At 57.4% G+C, this 15,655-nt stretch carries 13 protein-coding genes and 1 pseudogene; 2 read left to right on the top strand and 12 right to left on the bottom strand.

Features of this window, described 5'->3' with window-relative positions; genetic code table 11:
• The first annotated feature begins 166 nt into the window (after positions 1-166).
• Together AC5S3R_RS10860 and AC5S3R_RS10855 are read left to right on the top strand one after the other, a co-directional pair.
• Positions 167-3,841 (top strand): annotated as a pseudogene (locus tag AC5S3R_RS10860) (outer membrane beta-barrel protein).
• 103 nt (positions 3,842-3,944) lie between these two features.
• Positions 3,945-5,048: a metallophosphoesterase family protein gene (locus AC5S3R_RS10855; protein ID WP_494267061.1), complete on the top strand. Its 1,104-nt coding sequence runs from the start codon at positions 3,945-3,947 to the stop codon at positions 5,046-5,048.
• Positions 5,049-5,103: 55 nt separating this feature from the next.
• Here AC5S3R_RS10855 and AC5S3R_RS10850 read toward each other — a convergent pair whose 3' ends face one another.
• The 12 genes from AC5S3R_RS10850 to AC5S3R_RS10795 form a co-directional block, all read right to left on the bottom strand.
• Entirely contained in the window at positions 5,104-6,222 is a 1,119-nt protein-coding gene (locus AC5S3R_RS10850; RefSeq protein ID WP_494267060.1) for a 2-aminoethylphosphonate--pyruvate transaminase, read from the bottom strand.
• Positions 6,223-6,239: 17 nt separating this feature from the next.
• Positions 6,240-7,076 (bottom strand): phosphonoacetaldehyde hydrolase, encoded by an 837-nt coding sequence (phnX, locus tag AC5S3R_RS10845; RefSeq protein ID WP_494267059.1) that lies wholly within the window; start codon positions 7,074-7,076, stop codon positions 6,240-6,242.
• 66 nt (positions 7,077-7,142) lie between these two features.
• A complete protein-coding gene (locus AC5S3R_RS10840; protein WP_494267058.1) occupies positions 7,143-8,144 on the bottom strand; it encodes an alkaline phosphatase family protein in 1,002 nt (333 codons plus the stop codon).
• A 317-nt stretch (positions 8,145-8,461) separates the two neighbouring features.
• The gene (gene hypE, locus AC5S3R_RS10835; RefSeq protein ID WP_494267057.1) at positions 8,462-9,529 is read right to left on the bottom strand and encodes a hydrogenase expression/formation protein HypE; all 1,068 of its coding nucleotides are present in this window, start codon (positions 9,527-9,529) and stop codon (positions 8,462-8,464) included.
• On the bottom strand, positions 9,522-10,643 hold the full coding sequence (gene hypD, locus AC5S3R_RS10830) for a hydrogenase formation protein HypD (RefSeq protein WP_494267056.1): 1,122 nt from the start codon (positions 10,641-10,643) through the stop codon (positions 9,522-9,524). The genes hypE and hypD overlap by 8 nt, the downstream gene beginning before the upstream one ends.
• Positions 10,640-10,939 carry a HypC/HybG/HupF family hydrogenase formation chaperone gene (locus tag AC5S3R_RS10825; RefSeq protein ID WP_494267055.1) on the bottom strand — a complete coding sequence of 100 codons (300 nt, stop codon included), beginning with the start codon at positions 10,937-10,939 and terminating at the stop codon, positions 10,640-10,642. Before AC5S3R_RS10825 ends, hypD begins: the two co-directional genes overlap by 4 nt.
• Positions 10,940-10,964: 25 nt before the next feature.
• On the bottom strand, positions 10,965-12,062 hold the full coding sequence (locus AC5S3R_RS10820) for an NHL repeat-containing protein (RefSeq protein ID WP_494267054.1): 1,098 nt from the start codon (positions 12,060-12,062) through the stop codon (positions 10,965-10,967).
• A complete protein-coding gene (locus tag AC5S3R_RS10815; RefSeq protein WP_494267053.1) occupies positions 12,059-12,967 on the bottom strand; it encodes a NifU family protein in 909 nt (302 codons plus the stop codon). The genes AC5S3R_RS10820 and AC5S3R_RS10815 overlap by 4 nt, the downstream gene beginning before the upstream one ends.
• The gene (locus tag AC5S3R_RS10810) at positions 12,967-13,359 is read right to left on the bottom strand and encodes a hypothetical protein (protein WP_494267052.1); all 393 of its coding nucleotides are present in this window, start codon (positions 13,357-13,359) and stop codon (positions 12,967-12,969) included. Before AC5S3R_RS10810 ends, AC5S3R_RS10815 begins: the two co-directional genes overlap by 1 nt.
• A gap of 2 nt (positions 13,360-13,361) precedes the next feature.
• Positions 13,362-14,612: a tetratricopeptide repeat protein gene (locus AC5S3R_RS10805; RefSeq protein WP_494267051.1), complete on the bottom strand. Its 1,251-nt coding sequence runs from the start codon at positions 14,610-14,612 to the stop codon at positions 13,362-13,364.
• 4 nt (positions 14,613-14,616) lie between these two features.
• Positions 14,617-15,162: a hypothetical protein gene (locus AC5S3R_RS10800; RefSeq protein WP_494267050.1), complete on the bottom strand. Its 546-nt coding sequence runs from the start codon at positions 15,160-15,162 to the stop codon at positions 14,617-14,619.
• Positions 15,134-15,655, bottom strand: coding sequence for a hydrogenase maturation protease (locus AC5S3R_RS10795; RefSeq protein ID WP_494267049.1), 522 nt, complete (start codon positions 15,653-15,655; stop codon positions 15,134-15,136). The genes AC5S3R_RS10800 and AC5S3R_RS10795 overlap by 29 nt, the downstream gene beginning before the upstream one ends.

Genomic DNA, 15,655 nt, shown 5'->3' with positions numbered 1-15,655 from the left:
ACAAGAAAGCAGGAAAAGAGTGCGATAGATGGCCTCACTCTGAACCGTTAAGAACGTTTCGGTATCCCCGGAAATCACCCAGAATCGCAATATGTTTCTCCACGATGCGCTGTTTCCCCACTTCGTGCGCATTCCGACAGTTTGATTTGCTACCAGGAGATGAACAATGTCCAGTTCCAGTCATCATCCATTCAGGCAGTCCAGGCCGCTCTTTGCATTGTTGTGCCTGATGATTGCCGTTCTGCTTTACGCTTTGCCCAGTGCCGCTCAGTCCACCCAGGGGTCGATTCTCGGCACAGTCACGGACAGTAAGGGCGCAGTGGTTGCAGGTGCAACCGTAACCCTCACCAATGTAGACGAAGGTGCTGTCCGCACCACCACCAGCAACGCTTCCGGCGATTATCAGTTCCTTGACTCCAAGGCTGGCAACTACTCCATCACGGTGACCGCGAATAACTTCCAGAAGTGGGTAATTTCGGGCCTTGTCCTGAATGCCCAGGCGCAGCTTCGCGTGGATGCTCCGCTCAAGGTCGGCAGCACCTCGGAGACGGTGGAAGTCTCCGGCGCCGATTCGGCCGTCATCAACCTCGACACGCCGGAAATCACCACCAGCTTCAAGCCCGAAGACATCCTCAATCTTCCCACCAACTCGCGTACCGTAGGCTTCGGAACTGGCTTGATGGCTCTCACCATTGCCGCGCAGTTGCCGAACGTGGACTTCAAGCCGTCTGAAAGCGTCTTCCATAGCTTCTCGGTCAACGGTTCGACAACCTTCCAAACGCAGTTTGACGCCGACGGTGTGACCATTGCCGCCATGAGCGGCAACCACCCGGATGGCACCCTGCTGCCCGTTGCTGACGCCATTGCTGAAATTCACTCGTCGGCCGTGCTGGGTGATTCCGAACACGGAAGCCCTTCCGAAATCATCGTCACTACCAAGAGTGGCACGAACACGCTCCACGGCGGTGCGTGGTGGTACAACAACAACACAGATTTGAACGCAACCCCGTACGGCGCGGCCTCGCGTCCGCACGTTGTTCAGAACGTTTATGGCGCCCGCCTTGCAGGTCCGGTTGTTATTCCCAAGATTTACAACGGCAAAAACCGCAGCTTCTTCTGGTTTGACTGGGAAAGCATGCGTTCACCCTCGCAGAGCGCCAAGCAGTACTCGGTTCCCACGCCGGACATCCTGAAGGGCGACTTCACTAACTTCATCATTCCTGATAACAACGGCGGCAACCAGTTCCAGGGCCTCTACAATCCGGCCACCGGCACCTATTGCGGCGTCACCTTTGCCCAGTGCGGATTCAACATCAATCCGGTCGCGCAGAAGTACCTGCAGTTCTGGCCCTCGCCGAACCACAGCGCCACGGTTACTAATGGCCCTGGCTCGCAGACCATCGATACCAATCACTTTGCCGCAGGTCAAACCGCTAACTACTGGGCCAACTACGACAACACTTCAAAGTCAGACCAGTTCGACGTTCGCGGCGACCAGTATTTCGGCTCTAACCAGAAGCTGCTCGTGTGGGGTCGCATGGTTTACGCCAACCAGCCAGCCAAAACCATCAACGGCATCAACTTCCCAACCACGGGGATTGAAGACGCTGATCGCAACGTGATTCTCTCTGCCAACTGGACCATCACGCAGAACATCATCAACGAGTTCCGCGCCGGCTATGGCCGCTTTGCTTATGCCGCTCCCACTAACGTGTTTGACGGCAAGGCTTTCACCAACAGCCTCGGCCTGCAAGGCCTGTCTTCGGACCTCTGGCAGGAAGCAATTCCTTACATGAGCATCCCGTACTTCAGCGGCACGCCGGGTCGCCTCGTCAAGCCCTATGACAACAAGGCATGGGTTTACGCGGATAATCTGAGCTGGATTTACAAGGACCACACCTTCAAGTTCGGCGGCAACTTCTCGGCTTATAAGGCCATCACACCGACCAACCCCATCAGCGCCGATCAGTTTGGCAACTTCTACTTCGGCAATAACGGAGCCTGGCAGGCTACGGGCAACGGCTGGGCAGACTTCCTCCTCGGCATTCCCTACGAAACCCGCTATGACGACGTACCCGCTGACAACAACTACATTGCTCACAACTAGATGCTCTATGCCCAGGACCAGTGGAAGGTGAACGCCCGCCTGACGCTGACCGGCGGCCTCCGCTATGAGTACAACGGCGGCTTCTATGACAAGAACGGCCTGATGGGCAACTTTGACGCGAACACGCCCGGCACTGGCCGCCTCATCTATCCGGACGGTGGCGAGAAGTACCTGAACAAGGACCTGCTTGCCAGCATCAACAGCTGCAATTTTGGTGGCACGACACTGAATGGCGTTGGCTGCCTTCCGGTTGTCTCGGCTTCGCAGGCTGGTGTGGATAAGTCGCTCCATCACAATACCCGCGCCAACTTCCAGCCGCGTGTAGGCTTCGCTTATCGCCTCACCTCGGATGACAAGTGGGTGATTCGCGGCGGCTACGGCCTCTACGGCAACTGGCTCTCGGCAGATATGGCCGACGACGGCGCAGGTGGCCTGATTCAGATTCCGCAGCAGACCTACTACAACGCCTACCAGGGCGGTGGTTCGTTCGGCACACCTGCCTATCAGTTCCCGCAGATCTACGCCGGTTCCAGTGCTGGTGGCAAGACCAGCTCGGTGGGTCACTTCAACCTCAACACCGTGCCCGGCACAGATTGGCACGACCCCTACACCGAGCAGTGGACTCTGTCTCTTGAGCACAACCTTGGACACGGTTACGGCGTTCGCGCCTCATACATCGGCAATGTCTCGCGCCACCTCTTCGTGGAAGACGACCGCAACTACTTCCCGTACTCCACCACGACCGAAGCATATGACCAGCCGTACACGGCGCGTCGCTTCCCGAACATGGGTATCGTCAAGCTGATGAGCACCCGCGGCAACACCAACTACCACGCTCTGGAACTCGATGTCACGCATCGCTTCCAGAACGGCTGGAGCTTTGAATCCACCCTGAACTACGGCAAGGAACTCGGCAATGTAATGGGCTCGGGCAGCAACCTTAGCGAGGAAGACGGCTCAAGCTCCATCTACGCGCCGAATCTCGACCTCGACTACGGTGTGATGCAGGCGCCGCGCAAGATGGCGTGGAAGTCCAACGCAACCTGGGCCATCCCTGTGGGCCGCGGTCGCAAGTACGGCAACAGCATGAACCGCTTCGTGGACATCTTTGTCGGCGGCTGGACTCTCTCGAACATCTTCGAGTGGGATTCGGGCGACAACTTGTCGGTCACTCTGGGTGGTTCAAACGACCCATCGGGCACAGGTTCGGGCACCAACACCTACGCCGCCGGTTTCAACGCGGACAACCACAACCAGTACGCGGATAGGGTTGCCGGTCAGAGCCTCTACGCTCAGCATAAGAGCGCGAAGCAGTGGCTGAACCCCAACGGCTTCGTCTGCCCTGGAGACTCGAACTGGAAGCCCGGCTTCGGCTGCTTCACGGGTAACGGTCACGCCATCAACACGCAGTTCAACGGCCAGACCTACAACAACCAAGAGCTGATTAACGGAGTGCTTTACACCATTCCGGGCCCCATTGGCCGCTTCGGTCAGCTTCGTCCCGGTGCTGTGGTCGGTCCTCAATTCGTCCAGCTCGACTCGGGCCTGTCGAAGATCTTCTCGCTGAACGAGCGCTTCAAGCTCCGCATCGAGGGAACCTTCACCAACGTGTTGAACCACACCAACCTCAATGGCGACACACTGACCACGAATCCGACCAGCGCATCGTTCGGGTTTATCTCAGGCGCCATTGCCTCTCGTAACGGTCAGGTCTCAGCGCGACTGGACTTCTAACTTGCTGTACTCCTGAACAACCTGCTGGGGTAGAAGGCCTCTTGCCCCAGCAGGCCTTTTTCTTTTTCGCTACATAGAAGCTTTGAAAAGAGAGAACACCTCGATGAAACGCCGTTCCTTTCTTGCTTCCGCTACTTTTGCCGCAGCCAGCCTTCTGACGCATGGCAATGCGGAACCAACAAGCCGCGTGGAAGCAGCCACACCAGAAGCCAATCCGCTCAAGTTCCGTGCAGATGGCAAATTCAAAATCCTCATCATCAGTGACACGCACTACTATCCGCGTCCTGATAAATATGGCATCGCACTCACCGAATACCTCATCGACACCGAAAAGCCGGATGTAGTCATCATCACCGGCGACGTCATCACCGGCAACGCCAGCAACACGCCCGAGCAGATCAAGCAATCCATTGCCAACGTGGCACAGGCCATGGAAAACAAGGAAGTTCCCTGGGCCATCACCTTCGGTAACCATGATCGCGAAGCCATCAAGAAGAACACCGTAACCGGCGAACAGCAAATCGCCATGTACGAGAGCTACCCCTACAACCGCAATGCCGGATGGGTGCGCGGCCTCAGCGGTACCGGCGTCAAGAACCTCCTCGTATGGAGCAGCGACGGCGCAAAGCCGCTCTTCAATCTCTGGCTCTTCGACTCAGGCAATGGCAACGCACTGCCAAAGGGAACCTATATCGAGACCGATCAGGTTGCGTGGTATCGCGAAACATCCATCGCGCTTGAAAAGCAATACGGCGCGGCGATTCCGGGAGCAATGTTCTTCCACATTCCTTTACAGGAATACAAGGAGATGATTCAGCACCGCAAGCTCGTCGGCGAGCGCAAAGAGCCGGAGATGGTGCAGGAAGTCAACGGCGGCCTCTTCTCAGCGGCAATGGAACGCGGCGATATAAGCGGCATCTTCTGCGGCCATGACCATGACAATAACTACATCGGAAAATGGCGCGGCATCATGCTCGGCTACGTTGGTATTACTGGCTATTACGCCTATCCGCATGTCGCTCCGGAAGACCCTGTAAATGGCCGCGCACGCGGCGGCAGACTCATCGAACTAAGTGCAGACGATCCAACGCAACTCAAAACCTGGCTGCGTTTCCGTGATGGCTCCGTCAGTTGGGAAGTTGGTTCCAAGGACTACATGGAAGACCACGTTGACGAGCCAAATCCGCCCAAATACTGGGCTCCGTAAACATCAAAGCCCCCGCAATTTTCGCGGGAGCTTTTTGATGTTGTTATATCGTTCACTACTTCGATACAGCAGGCAACGCCACACCCATTTCATCCAGAACAATCTTCATGTTCGCGATGAGTGCTTCCATATCTTTCGGATAAAGCTGCCCAATCGAGCCCACGCGGAAGCAAGGCTCATTTGTCAGCTTGCCCGCATAAATAATGAACCCGCGCTCGCTGAGCTTTTCGTAAAGCACCTCATAGGTGAAGTTCGGATGATCCAGATACCGGAAAGTCGTGATGATGTAGCTCACATCCTCCGCCTTCAGATAAGTCTGGAATCCCAACTCCGCCATGCCGCGCATCAGCGCTGCATGATTGCTGCGATACCGCGCCGACCGCGCAGCCACGCCACCTTCTGTCTTGAACTCCTGCAACGCTTGATGAAAGGCAAGAATCGTCTGAATTGGCGGCGTAAACCGGAACTGCCCATCCGACCGCGCCGATGCCCACTGGTCATATAAATCCATGCTCAACGTGCGCGCGCGTCCCTTAATCTCAAGCAGACGCTCCCGCTTCGCCAGCACAAACCCAAATCCCGGCACGCCTTCAATGCACTTATTCGCGGAAGAAACAAGAAAATCAATCTTCGCTGCATTGAAGTCGATATCAACCGCAGCAAAGCTGCTCATCGCATCCACAAAGTAGACAGCGCCAGCCGCAGCAACCTCCGGCCCAATCGCTTCAATATCGTTGAGAATGCCCGTCGTAGTCTCGCAATGCACCGCGGCCACATGCGTAATGCCCGGCGTCTCCGCCAGCTTCTGCTTTACGTCCGCCGAAGTGAACTTGCGATTTTCCGGCAGCTCAAAAACAACAGTCTCAATCCCGTGCACCTTCGCAGTCTGCGCAATGCGGCGTCCGTACGCGCCATTCACCAGCACCAGCAGCTTGCCATCCCAGGGAATCGCCGAAGAAATCACCGACTCAACCACATATGTGCCGCTACCCTGCAACAGCACAGCCTCAAACGTATCGGCCACACCCGCAATCGCAAGCAACTCCTCGCGAATCTCACGAGCCACGCGTAAAAACTCCGGATCGCGCGAGCCCATATCGCGCAACATCGCCGCCTTCACAGTCTCTGTGGTATTCAGAGGCCCCGGCGTAAACAACAACTTGGAAGTGCTCATGGAAACAGTCAACTCCTTTACCGCGCCTTCAGGCGCTCGTTAATCGCATCCAGAACCGGCGCAAGCTCTGCAACGCTATCCACAATGTAGTGCGCACCGGCTTCGGTCAGTTGCTTGCGCACAGCATTCAACCGCGTCTCTTTCTCCGCAGGCTCAAGCGCGGCAAACTCCTCAGCAGAAAGCCCAAGCTGATTGCCCGTAGCCACCACACCCACCGACCAGCAGCCAGCATTCAGCCCTTCGTGAATGTCAGAGATCGTATCGCCAACCTTCACAATCGCCGCCATGGGATAAACCTGCAGCCGCACCGCATTCTCATAAACCATGTAAGGATGAGGACGGCCACCGCCCACTTCACCCGGAGTTACCGTGCTATCTGGGCTATAGCCTTCCTTTGCCGCTGCGGGAATAATCACCTGCATCATGTCATAGGTGTAGCCCGTCGTCGTACCAATCTTCAGCCCGCGCCGCCGAAACTCTTCGACAGCCTCAGGAATCCCCGGCAGCACATGCGAGTACTCCAACAAGCAAGCCGTCTGCGCCGGAATAAAGTTCTCGTAGATGTCATCGGCATCCTGCTCCGTCGGAGCTTTGCCATGTGCGTCCTGCCACGCAGCAGCCACGCGCGGAAACTCCAGCATCTTGCCGATCTGCACGCGCTTGGGCCAGCCCATGTAGGCGCGAATCTCGCCGTCTGTAACCGCCACGCCCTTTGCCGCGAAAACACGTTCCAGCGTGCGCGCCGGAGCAAGGCTGCCAAAGTCTACTGTCGTACCGGCCCAGTCCAGAACCAGCGCCTTCAACTCAAGCGGCGCATCAATTCGAGGAAGCGCCGCGGAATTCAACAATTTCATTGTGTCTCTCACAGGGTTTGAAAAGATGGAATCCAGATTACTGCTCAAACGTCAGAAGTCCAGCGATTACTTCTTCTTCGTAAACGCTTCGTCAATCGAAAGACCGCGCCAGCACGGCGAAGGCTTCACCTTCAGCACATGCGCCATCGTAGCCGCCGTGTCATAGGTCATCAGCACCGGATTCTTAATCTCGTAATCCTTCTTCACGCCCGGCCCGCTGATAATCCACGGAATCTCAATCTGCTCAATCGTGTCGCCGCCATGATGCTTTCCCTTGCCGCCATGGTCAGCTACCAGCAGCACCGTGTACTGCTTGCTAAGCCCACGCTGGTCTAGCGTAGCCAGCAACCGTCCCAGCTTTGCATCCACATCCTCAATCGCGGACAGGTATTCCGGACTCAACCAGCCTTTTCCGTGCCCCGCATCGTCCACCTGGTCCTGGTGAATCACCAGCACATCCGGCTTGTCGCTTTCAAGATAAGCAAGCGCCTGATTGAAGACATCGTCATGCTCATTGATCCCGTCGTGTGCCGTGCCCCTTTCCACAATTTTCGTGGCCGCATCGCGCTCAAAGAGATACGCGTACATCTTCCAGTCGGTAAAGAAGCCGACCTTCAAGCTCGGACGTTGCTGATGCGCGACGCCAAGAACAGTGGGAAAGTATCCTGACCCCGGCACCAACTCGCACGCCGGCGGATAAGGCGCCGGAGCCGTAGACTGGCTGTCCGTCCTCCCATCCCAGCGCCAGCCATTCGAGGTAACGCCGTTCAACTCCACAGGCGAGCCCATAATCATCGAGGCCCAGTTCGGAGCGCTGCTCGTCTCGCGAACCGCCCGCATGTGCATCGTCCACGCCCCGGACTTCATCAGCGCATGGATATTTGGCGTCTTGGCTTGCTCAATGCCAGCGGTAGCCAGCCCGTCTACGCCAAACAGGATGACCTTCCCCTGCGCATGAGCGGTTGTTCCCAAGGCAAACGCCAGCGCGGCAGTAGCAAGCCCGCGCGTAAGCCAGGTCAGTTTATTCACAGAAGGCGTGCAGCCAGAACGGCGAAAAAGAAAACTCATAAGGTCAGACTCTCCCCAATACAACTCCAATCTCGCACGCATACGAGCCTCCCCGAAACGTTCGGAGCGGTTCAAAGCAGGGAAGTAGTCCCACTGAACTGTTAGGTTTGGAGTATTTCCGGGGAATTTGCCGTTAAGAACGCAATAAAGGCGGGCTGCGGTGCGGATACAAACAGATAGTCCGGGGATTTATCCCCGGCAATCAAGCAATCCAAAGGAATGGGCTTTCAAGCTCTGAGGTATGCTTTTGGATTGCATTTCCTCTTCGTGCATTAAGGCATAATTACGTTCCGTACATTCGAGCCTACTCTCAGAAATCAGCAAATGCGCGGCAACTGTTCGCCAATCTGCGCCGGAACAACCCGGTTCGCGCCAATCCTTGTCTGCGCCACCAGCATTCGCGGATGCTGGGCAACCACCCGGCCAATCGCCTGCGCATCGCCCCCTAGCGGATGCTTCCACATCGCCGCCAGCACAGCATCGGCGGCATCGGGAGCCACAAACGCCACCATCTTCCCCTCATTCGCCACAAACAGGGGATCAAGCCCCAGCAGCTCACAAGCCGCATGCACCGCCGCCCTTACCGGCAGCTTCGCCTCTTCGATGACCATGCCAACGCCAGCCGCCCCAGCAATCTCATGCAGCGTAGCCCCCATGCCGCCACGAGTAGGATCGCGCATCGCATGCACGCCGCCGCCCCCAGCTTCCAGCACAGCCGCCGCCAACCCATTCAGCGCCGCGCAATCGCTCAAAATGGCGGATTCAAACTCCAGCCCCTCGCGCACGCTCATAATCGCCATGCCGTGGTCGGCAATCGTCCCGCTGACAAGAATCACATCCCCCGGCTGTACCAGCGAAGGCCCCACCTGAACATGGTCGGGAATCGTCCCCACCCCGGCGGTATTGATGTAGCAGCCATCCCCATGCCCGCGTTCCACCACCTTCGTGTCGCCAGTGACAATCTGCACACCAGCCGCTTGCGCGCTTGCTGCCATATCCTGCACAATGCGCGCCAGGTCGGCAATCGCAAATCCCTCTTCCAGCACAAACCCCGCCGTCAGGTAGAGCGGCTTTGCCCCGCTCATCGCTAGGTCATTCACCGTGCCATTGATAGCCAGGTTGCCGATCGATCCACCCGGAAAAAACAGCGGCTGCACCACAAACGTATCGGTAGACATGGCTAGCCGCCCGCTCACCGGAGCAAGAACCGCGGCATCGCCAAGATTCTCCAGCGTCTCATTGCGAAACGCCGGAAGAAACAGATGCTCCACCAGCTCCGACGAAAGCTTGCCGCCCCCGCCATGCCCCATCACAATGTTGGGATAATCCTGCAGTGGCAGCGGGCACGCCCATGTAGAGAAATCAATCTTGGCAGTCTCAGGCATGTGTCAGTTTATCCAGTTCCTCTACAGCAATAAAGCGCCCATAGTTGTAATACGCCGCACACGCGCCTTCACTCGAAACCATCGTCGCCCCCAGCGGATGCCGTGGTGTGCACTGCTTGCCAAACGCCGGGCACTGGTTCGGCTTTAGCGCGCCGCGCAGCACCTCGCCGCTATGACAAAGCGGCGACTCCACGGCATGAATATCCGTAACAGCAAAGCGATGCTCCGCGTCGAACTCGCGATACGCCTCGCTTAGCCTCCAACCGCTCGCCGGAATCACGCCAATCCCACGCCACGCCCGGTCGCAAACCTCAAACACTTCCGACAGCAGCTTCTGCGCCGGCCCATTGCCGTCAAACGTCACAACGCGCTCATACGCATTGTCCACCTGCGCCTCGCCGCGCTCCAGTTGCAGCAGCGTGCGCCTCAGCCCTTCCATAATGTCCAGCGGCTCAAAGCCCGTTACAACAATGGGTACATGATGCCGCTCCGCAATCGGCGGATACTGCCAATACCCCATCACGCTGCACACATGCCCCGCCGCAAGAAACGCCTGCACGCGGTTATTCTCCGACTGCATAATCGCATCAATCGCCGGCGGCACCAGCACATGCGAAACCAGCATCGAAAAATTCTTCACGCCCTGTTGCTTCGCAATATGCACCGCCATTGCATTCGGCGGAGCAGTCGTCTCAAACCCCACGCCAAAGAAAACAACCTGCTTCTCAGGATTCTTAATCGCAAGCTTCACCGCATCCAGCGGTGAATACACAATCCGCACATCCGCGCCCGCGCTCTTCACCTGGAAGAGATCCTTATCCGTTCCCGGCACACGCAGCATGTCCCCAAACGAGCAGAAAATCACCCCCGGTTGCGCGGCAATCGCCAGCGCCCGGTCAATCACCTCCAGCGGAGTCACGCACACCGGGCATCCCGGCCCATGCACCATCTCCACGCCTTCCGGCAGCAACTGGTCAATCCCATTGCGAATAATCGAGTGCGTCTGGCCGCCGCAGACCTCCATAATGCACCACGGCCGCGTAACAATTTGGCGAATCTCCTTCGCCATTCTCGAAGCCAGCTCGCCATCGCGAAACTCGGTGAGGTATTTCATTTCACCTCCAGATGCACGGAGTCTGAAGGCGCTGTTTCCGCATCAGGTTCGCCGCCTTCCAACTCTTCCTCCAGCAATCCCATCTCGCGAAAAGTAGCCAGCGTCTTCTGCGCCGACTCTTCATCAATCTTCGTCAACGCAAAGCCCACATGCACAATTGTGTACTCGCCCACCTTGATATCCGGCACATACGCAAGGCAAATCTCCTTCACAATGCCGTCAAAGTTCACGCGGCCCATCAACACGCCGTTTTTATCAGCAATCTCTTCCACCCGTCCTGGCACTGCGAGGCACATAGTGATTCCTCCCTGCGATCCCTTGCTATATCCGTTCCTTCAAATCCCAAATTGTCACGCGGTTGTTGCCGGAGTCCGCCACGGCCAACCGCTCTCCGTGCATCCATATGCCATAAGGCCAGCAAAGCGTCTCATGCGTCACAGCCTTCCACTGGTTCTCGCCATGCACATCAAAGTGCGGCTGCCCCAGTACATGCGCAGCAGGCGCGCTGCTAGCCGGAACCCCATCCCACAGCAGAATGCGATTGTTCGCCGTATCCGCAACTGCAACGCGCTCGCCTTCCATCGCCACGCTGTAAGGAAACCTCTGCCGCCCCGCTCCCTGCGGAACATAAGGAAACTCTGACGACGAAACAAAGTCTTGCTGTCCCAACACCAGCGAAGCATCGCAATCTCGGTCAGGAATTGCATCCCATCCCAGCACGCGATGATTTCCAGCATCGGCCACAAACAAGCGCCGCACATCTCCCGCAATCGCATGAGGCCAGCGAAACGACCGCGCATTCACCGCGCCGCCGCGATTCTCTTCACCACTCACCGCATCAGCCTGTCCCAACACAACATGAGCCGGTTCATTCGTTTCAGGCAAGCGAGGCCATCCCAGCACACGCCGGTTCCCCGTGTCCGCAGTCCAAAACCATCCGCCCGCAAAGCCAAACCCATAAGGCCAGTAAAGCGAATCCGCAGAAGGCGCACCTTGTCCGCGATTCACTTCCACTGCATTCAAATCCCGTTGTCCAATCGCATAATCCGGTGGCGCGTTATTCTCTTCCGGCACACGATTCCAAACCAGCAATCGATGATGCCACGCATCCGCAACAATCAACTTGCCCTCGTAAATCATCACACCCGTTGGCAGATGCAGCAGTTTCGGCCCCTCGCTGGTAAAGTCCGGCTGCCCCAGCACAACATCCGCCGCCTGCCCATCCGCATCCGGCAAGCCCTTCCACAACAGAATGCGATGATTCCCGCTATCTGCGGCAACAAACCATTCGTCATCGAAGTAAATACCGCGTGGTGCATAAAGCTGCGAAGCAGTAGGCTGTGCGTCAGGCAGCGCCAACCGCCCCGGCGAATAAGCCCCAAGCCAGATATTCCGCATAGTAGTTGCAGCTTCCGTCATACCGCCGTCCTCACAAGAATGCGCCCCGACTCAATCCGCAGCGGCAAAGCCTCAAGCTGTGCCTCGGGAACAGTCAGGCACTCTCCGCTCATGCAATCAAATCGAAACCCATGCCACGGGCAAATCAGCACTCCGCTTTCCGGATCAATACTGCCGCCATCCAGCGGCATTCCCAGGTGCGCGCACTCATTGCGAAACGCCTGCACCTTGCCGTGATAACGCACAAGAATGAAGCTCGACCCATCCGCATCCAACCGAAACGGTACAGCCTCCTGCACCGTGGACGCGACAGGCCCAAGCGTCCATCCATGGTCCACTTTCGGAGTTCCCGCAATCGAATCCAGCGGAACAAAACCCGCATTCGCCGCGCCCGCATGCTCGTGCGAATTACTTATCTGTGAATCCGGCTCATTCGGCGCAACCTCCACATTGCGAATCTGCGGCATGTGCTCGTGAATCGCTTCTTCAACCGTATTGCGCAGCGTCACCGCAGACATCGAGCAGCCATTGCACGACCCCGAAAGCCGCACTACAACAGTATCCTCGCGTACCTCCACAAGTTCCACATCGCCGCCATGCGACTGCATATAAGGCCGTACCGTATCCAGCACGCGAGCAGCCTGCGACGTAGGATCTTCCCGCACCAATCCGTGCATCTGAAAGAGCGCATACACCGCCGGATCATCTACCAGCTCAAAGAGAAGTTCCTTGCCGCGCGGATCGCTCTTTAGCAGTTGAATAATCTTCGTCAGCCCCGCCTTATGAAAAGCCTCAATCGCGGACTTCAAATCCAGCGCATGCTTCTGCGCATCCGGCGCCTGCGCATTCACCACCAGCAGCGCCTTGTCCACCGCATCGGCCAGCTTTTCCAACTCCGAATTGTTCACCGTAGCAGTCGTTGCCATCACGATTCCGTTCCGGCCGGCGCGGCCTCAAAGCTTGCATGCTGCTCAAGAACTTCTTCCGTCTTCTGCCGGAAAAGCACGGAAAAGACAGCCTGGGCGCAGGCAATGTTGAACTGCTCCACTGTCTGCCCGGGCTTAGACGATAACTCTGGCATCTTGCGCGAAGCAAGTGCACGCATCACAAATGTTGCCCCGGCGCTGTTGTTCAGCAGGAAGTCATCAAAGGCAACTTCCACAAACTCGCTCAGCCACACGCCTTCCGCTTCAGGATTCTCCCGCAGGCGCGCCAGCGCATTCGTCGCACCTTCATTGCGCTGTTCAAGCCGCTCCACATAGCGTTCCACCGCGGTGTGAAGCAGAAAATCGAATTGCTGTCGCTCATGCAGTTCCATAGTTAAGAGCGGACCTCACTCACATTCGTTTCAATCTGGCCGTTAATCTCCGCCGTCATCTCCAGCACAGACGCAGCCATCTCCGGCTCGCCATGCCAGTGGAAGAGCTTGTGCGCCTCGGTAAGCTTCTCCACCGCGGGTTGAAAGATTCCCAGGTGTGCCAGCGCATTCGCCTGGTTCGCAAGCAGCCGCGCATAACCCAGCGGATCAAACGCCTTGTTGCGAACCTCAAGCAGCTCCTCATACAACTCAACCGCCTGTTGCAGATTCTCCTGCGGATGCGCGGAAGGCAGATACTGCAGTGCATTCGCAAGATTAAGCTGCGCAGAGGACCACATCTCCGGATGCGTCTCACGCGTAAACACCTTCAGAGCCTCGCGCAATCCTTGCACCGCAATCCCCATGCGCAACTGGTCGCTCGCCTCTTTCGCGGGAATCGAAAGATAAGCCAGCGCAAGATTCATCTGCGCAAACGCATACTGCTCGGGAAGGTTATCAAGGCTAAGCCCGCAGCGAATAGCCTCCTGGTAAGCACGCGAAGCCTCAATCAACGCTGGCCTGCTTCCATTTGCGGACTCCTGCAGCACCATGCCAAGATTCAGCCACAACTCCGCACGCAGAGAAGCCAACGCACTCGCATCCGCAAGCCGAATCGCATCCTTGATATGGAGAATCGCCTTTGCCGGGGAACCTCCGCGTTCCGTCTGCGCAAGCTGATGCAAAATCTGCGCAGCCAGCAGCGGAGAAGCGGTCCTCGCATGCTTAAGCGCATCTTCCAGAAGTGCGACAGCCTCATCGGCGTCCTCGCGTTCCAGATACCACGATGCCGCTGTAAGCAAAACCACCGCACGCAACTCCCCGTCAAGGCTGCCCGGTGCGGGAAGCGTCTCGCTTAGCCCAAACGCATACGCCGCCGCATCCAGCAAGGGCTGCATCTCTTGCGGTAAACTGCGCTGCAAAGTCTTGTAGGCATCAGCGCTCGGTGCAAGCACAAACCGATTCCACAAAGCCAGTGCTTCGGAACCGGAAACCGCAGCCAACGCCTCTTCCTGCTTACCATCCAGCGCAAGAGAGTAGAAACGCCACGAGCCTTCCGCAAGGCTACGCGTGTCACCCTTCAACAACGCCGCAAGAATCGCACTGGTATCCGCCGGAGCCGCATCCGGCAGCAGCAGAAATGAAGCAGGGAAGGGAAATATGCCCACAGGCTGCGGGCGAACCGTGATGTGAGGTTGCGTAATCGCTTCAGTCATTCGCTCAATATCCCAGGTTTATCCGTAAGTCTCTATCAGCCGTGCGTTCAATCCACTCCGCCGCAATGCGTGCCCGCTCATGCGTGGGGTAATCCGAAATGCGCTTACGCTCCGTACGAATATCTGCCGATCCAGGCGAGGAAAATCCAAGCTCGAGATACACAACCCAGCGGCCCTTCTCCTGCTCCACAACAGCCTTAGCCGCAATCGCTGGCTCCAGCGGCTCCGCATGCTTATGTGCTTGGATGCGAAATGCCACGCGCAAGGCTCCTGCACGCTCATCCCAAAATGCCGGCCATCGCCCCGCCCCTGTCTCTTCGGGAAGATACGGCGTAGCGAGCAGGCTGCGGTCTCCCGCTGCATTGCGCTGCTTCAGCAGCAGTCCGCCGGCAACAGGCCCGCGCGTAGGCAAAAGCCAAACCTCGTTGTCTTTCACCATCACCACCAGTACATCGTTCGGAAAGTATTGGCGCGCCACATGCGCAGGCAACAGAATGTAACCCTGATCGGTGTACTCGATCTCAAGCGGCTCCTGTTGCGGTGCTGGCATGGTGCTCGTTGCTCCATTTCTCAAAGAACAACTCTTCCAGCCGCTTGAGCGCCTCATCGACGGCCGGGGATAAAGCTGCGCCAATCTCGAGCTGTTCGGCTTCCACAAGGAAAACCGTAACGTTTTGAGGATACTCCTCTTTGAGCAGCCAGCGTGCAAAGGCAAGTGCATGATCCCACCGGAATGCGTGTAAGTTAATTCCGGCAACCGGAGGCAGATGTTCTAACTCACTGCCAGGCACGCGGAAGAGGGAACCGGGCTTGGAGCCGCTCGTGCACGCGTCTACAAGAATGACTTCCGGCACGCCGCGCATCTGGAAAGCTACATCCATGCCACCCGTGCCGCCATCCGCGCAGCGCACGCCTTTCGGCAGCCCACGCTCCCAAAGCTTGCGAATAAAGACGGGGCCGGCCGCATCATCGCCGCGCAGAATATTTCCGCACCCGATGATAAGCGTATGCACCGGCCCCTTATCCGTGTGGATACCGTTCAT

The organism is Occallatibacter sp. FHG110214_02, from assembly GCF_059115385.1.
The sequence above is the reverse complement of the archived record's forward strand: the minus strand, read 5'-3'. Positions and strand labels throughout refer to the sequence as shown.

Bases quoted from the DNA above. Each gene is read 5' to 3' on its own strand.
- hypD (WP_494267056.1), bottom strand. From the start codon at position 10,643: ATGAAATACCTCACCGAGTTTCGCGATGGCGAGCTGGCTTCGAGAATG.
- AC5S3R_RS10815 (WP_494267053.1), bottom strand. From the start codon at position 12,967: ATGGCAACGACTGCTACGGTGAACAATTCGGAGTTGGAAAAGCTGGCC.
- AC5S3R_RS10825 (WP_494267055.1), bottom strand. From the start codon at position 10,939: ATGTGCCTCGCAGTGCCAGGACGGGTGGAAGAGATTGCTGATAAAAAC.
- phnX (WP_494267059.1), bottom strand. From the start codon at position 7,076: ATGAAATTGTTGAATTCCGCGGCGCTTCCTCGAATTGATGCGCCGCTT.
- AC5S3R_RS10810 (WP_494267052.1), bottom strand. From the start codon at position 13,359: ATGGAACTGCATGAGCGACAGCAATTCGATTTTCTGCTTCACACCGCG.
- hypE (WP_494267057.1), bottom strand. From the start codon at position 9,529: ATGCCTGAGACTGCCAAGATTGATTTCTCTACATGGGCGTGCCCGCTG.
- AC5S3R_RS10795 (WP_494267049.1), bottom strand. From the start codon at position 15,655: ATGAACGGTATCCACACGGATAAGGGGCCGGTGCATACGCTTATCATC.
- AC5S3R_RS10855 (WP_494267061.1), top strand. From the start codon at position 3,945: ATGAAACGCCGTTCCTTTCTTGCTTCCGCTACTTTTGCCGCAGCCAGC.
- AC5S3R_RS10850 (WP_494267060.1), bottom strand. From the start codon at position 6,222: ATGAGCACTTCCAAGTTGTTGTTTACGCCGGGGCCTCTGAATACCACA.
- AC5S3R_RS10800 (WP_494267050.1), bottom strand. From the start codon at position 15,162: ATGCCAGCACCGCAACAGGAGCCGCTTGAGATCGAGTACACCGATCAG.
- AC5S3R_RS10805 (WP_494267051.1), bottom strand. From the start codon at position 14,612: ATGACTGAAGCGATTACGCAACCTCACATCACGGTTCGCCCGCAGCCT.
- AC5S3R_RS10840 (WP_494267058.1), bottom strand. From the start codon at position 8,144: ATGAGTTTTCTTTTTCGCCGTTCTGGCTGCACGCCTTCTGTGAATAAA.
- AC5S3R_RS10820 (WP_494267054.1), bottom strand. From the start codon at position 12,062: ATGACGGAAGCTGCAACTACTATGCGGAATATCTGGCTTGGGGCTTAT.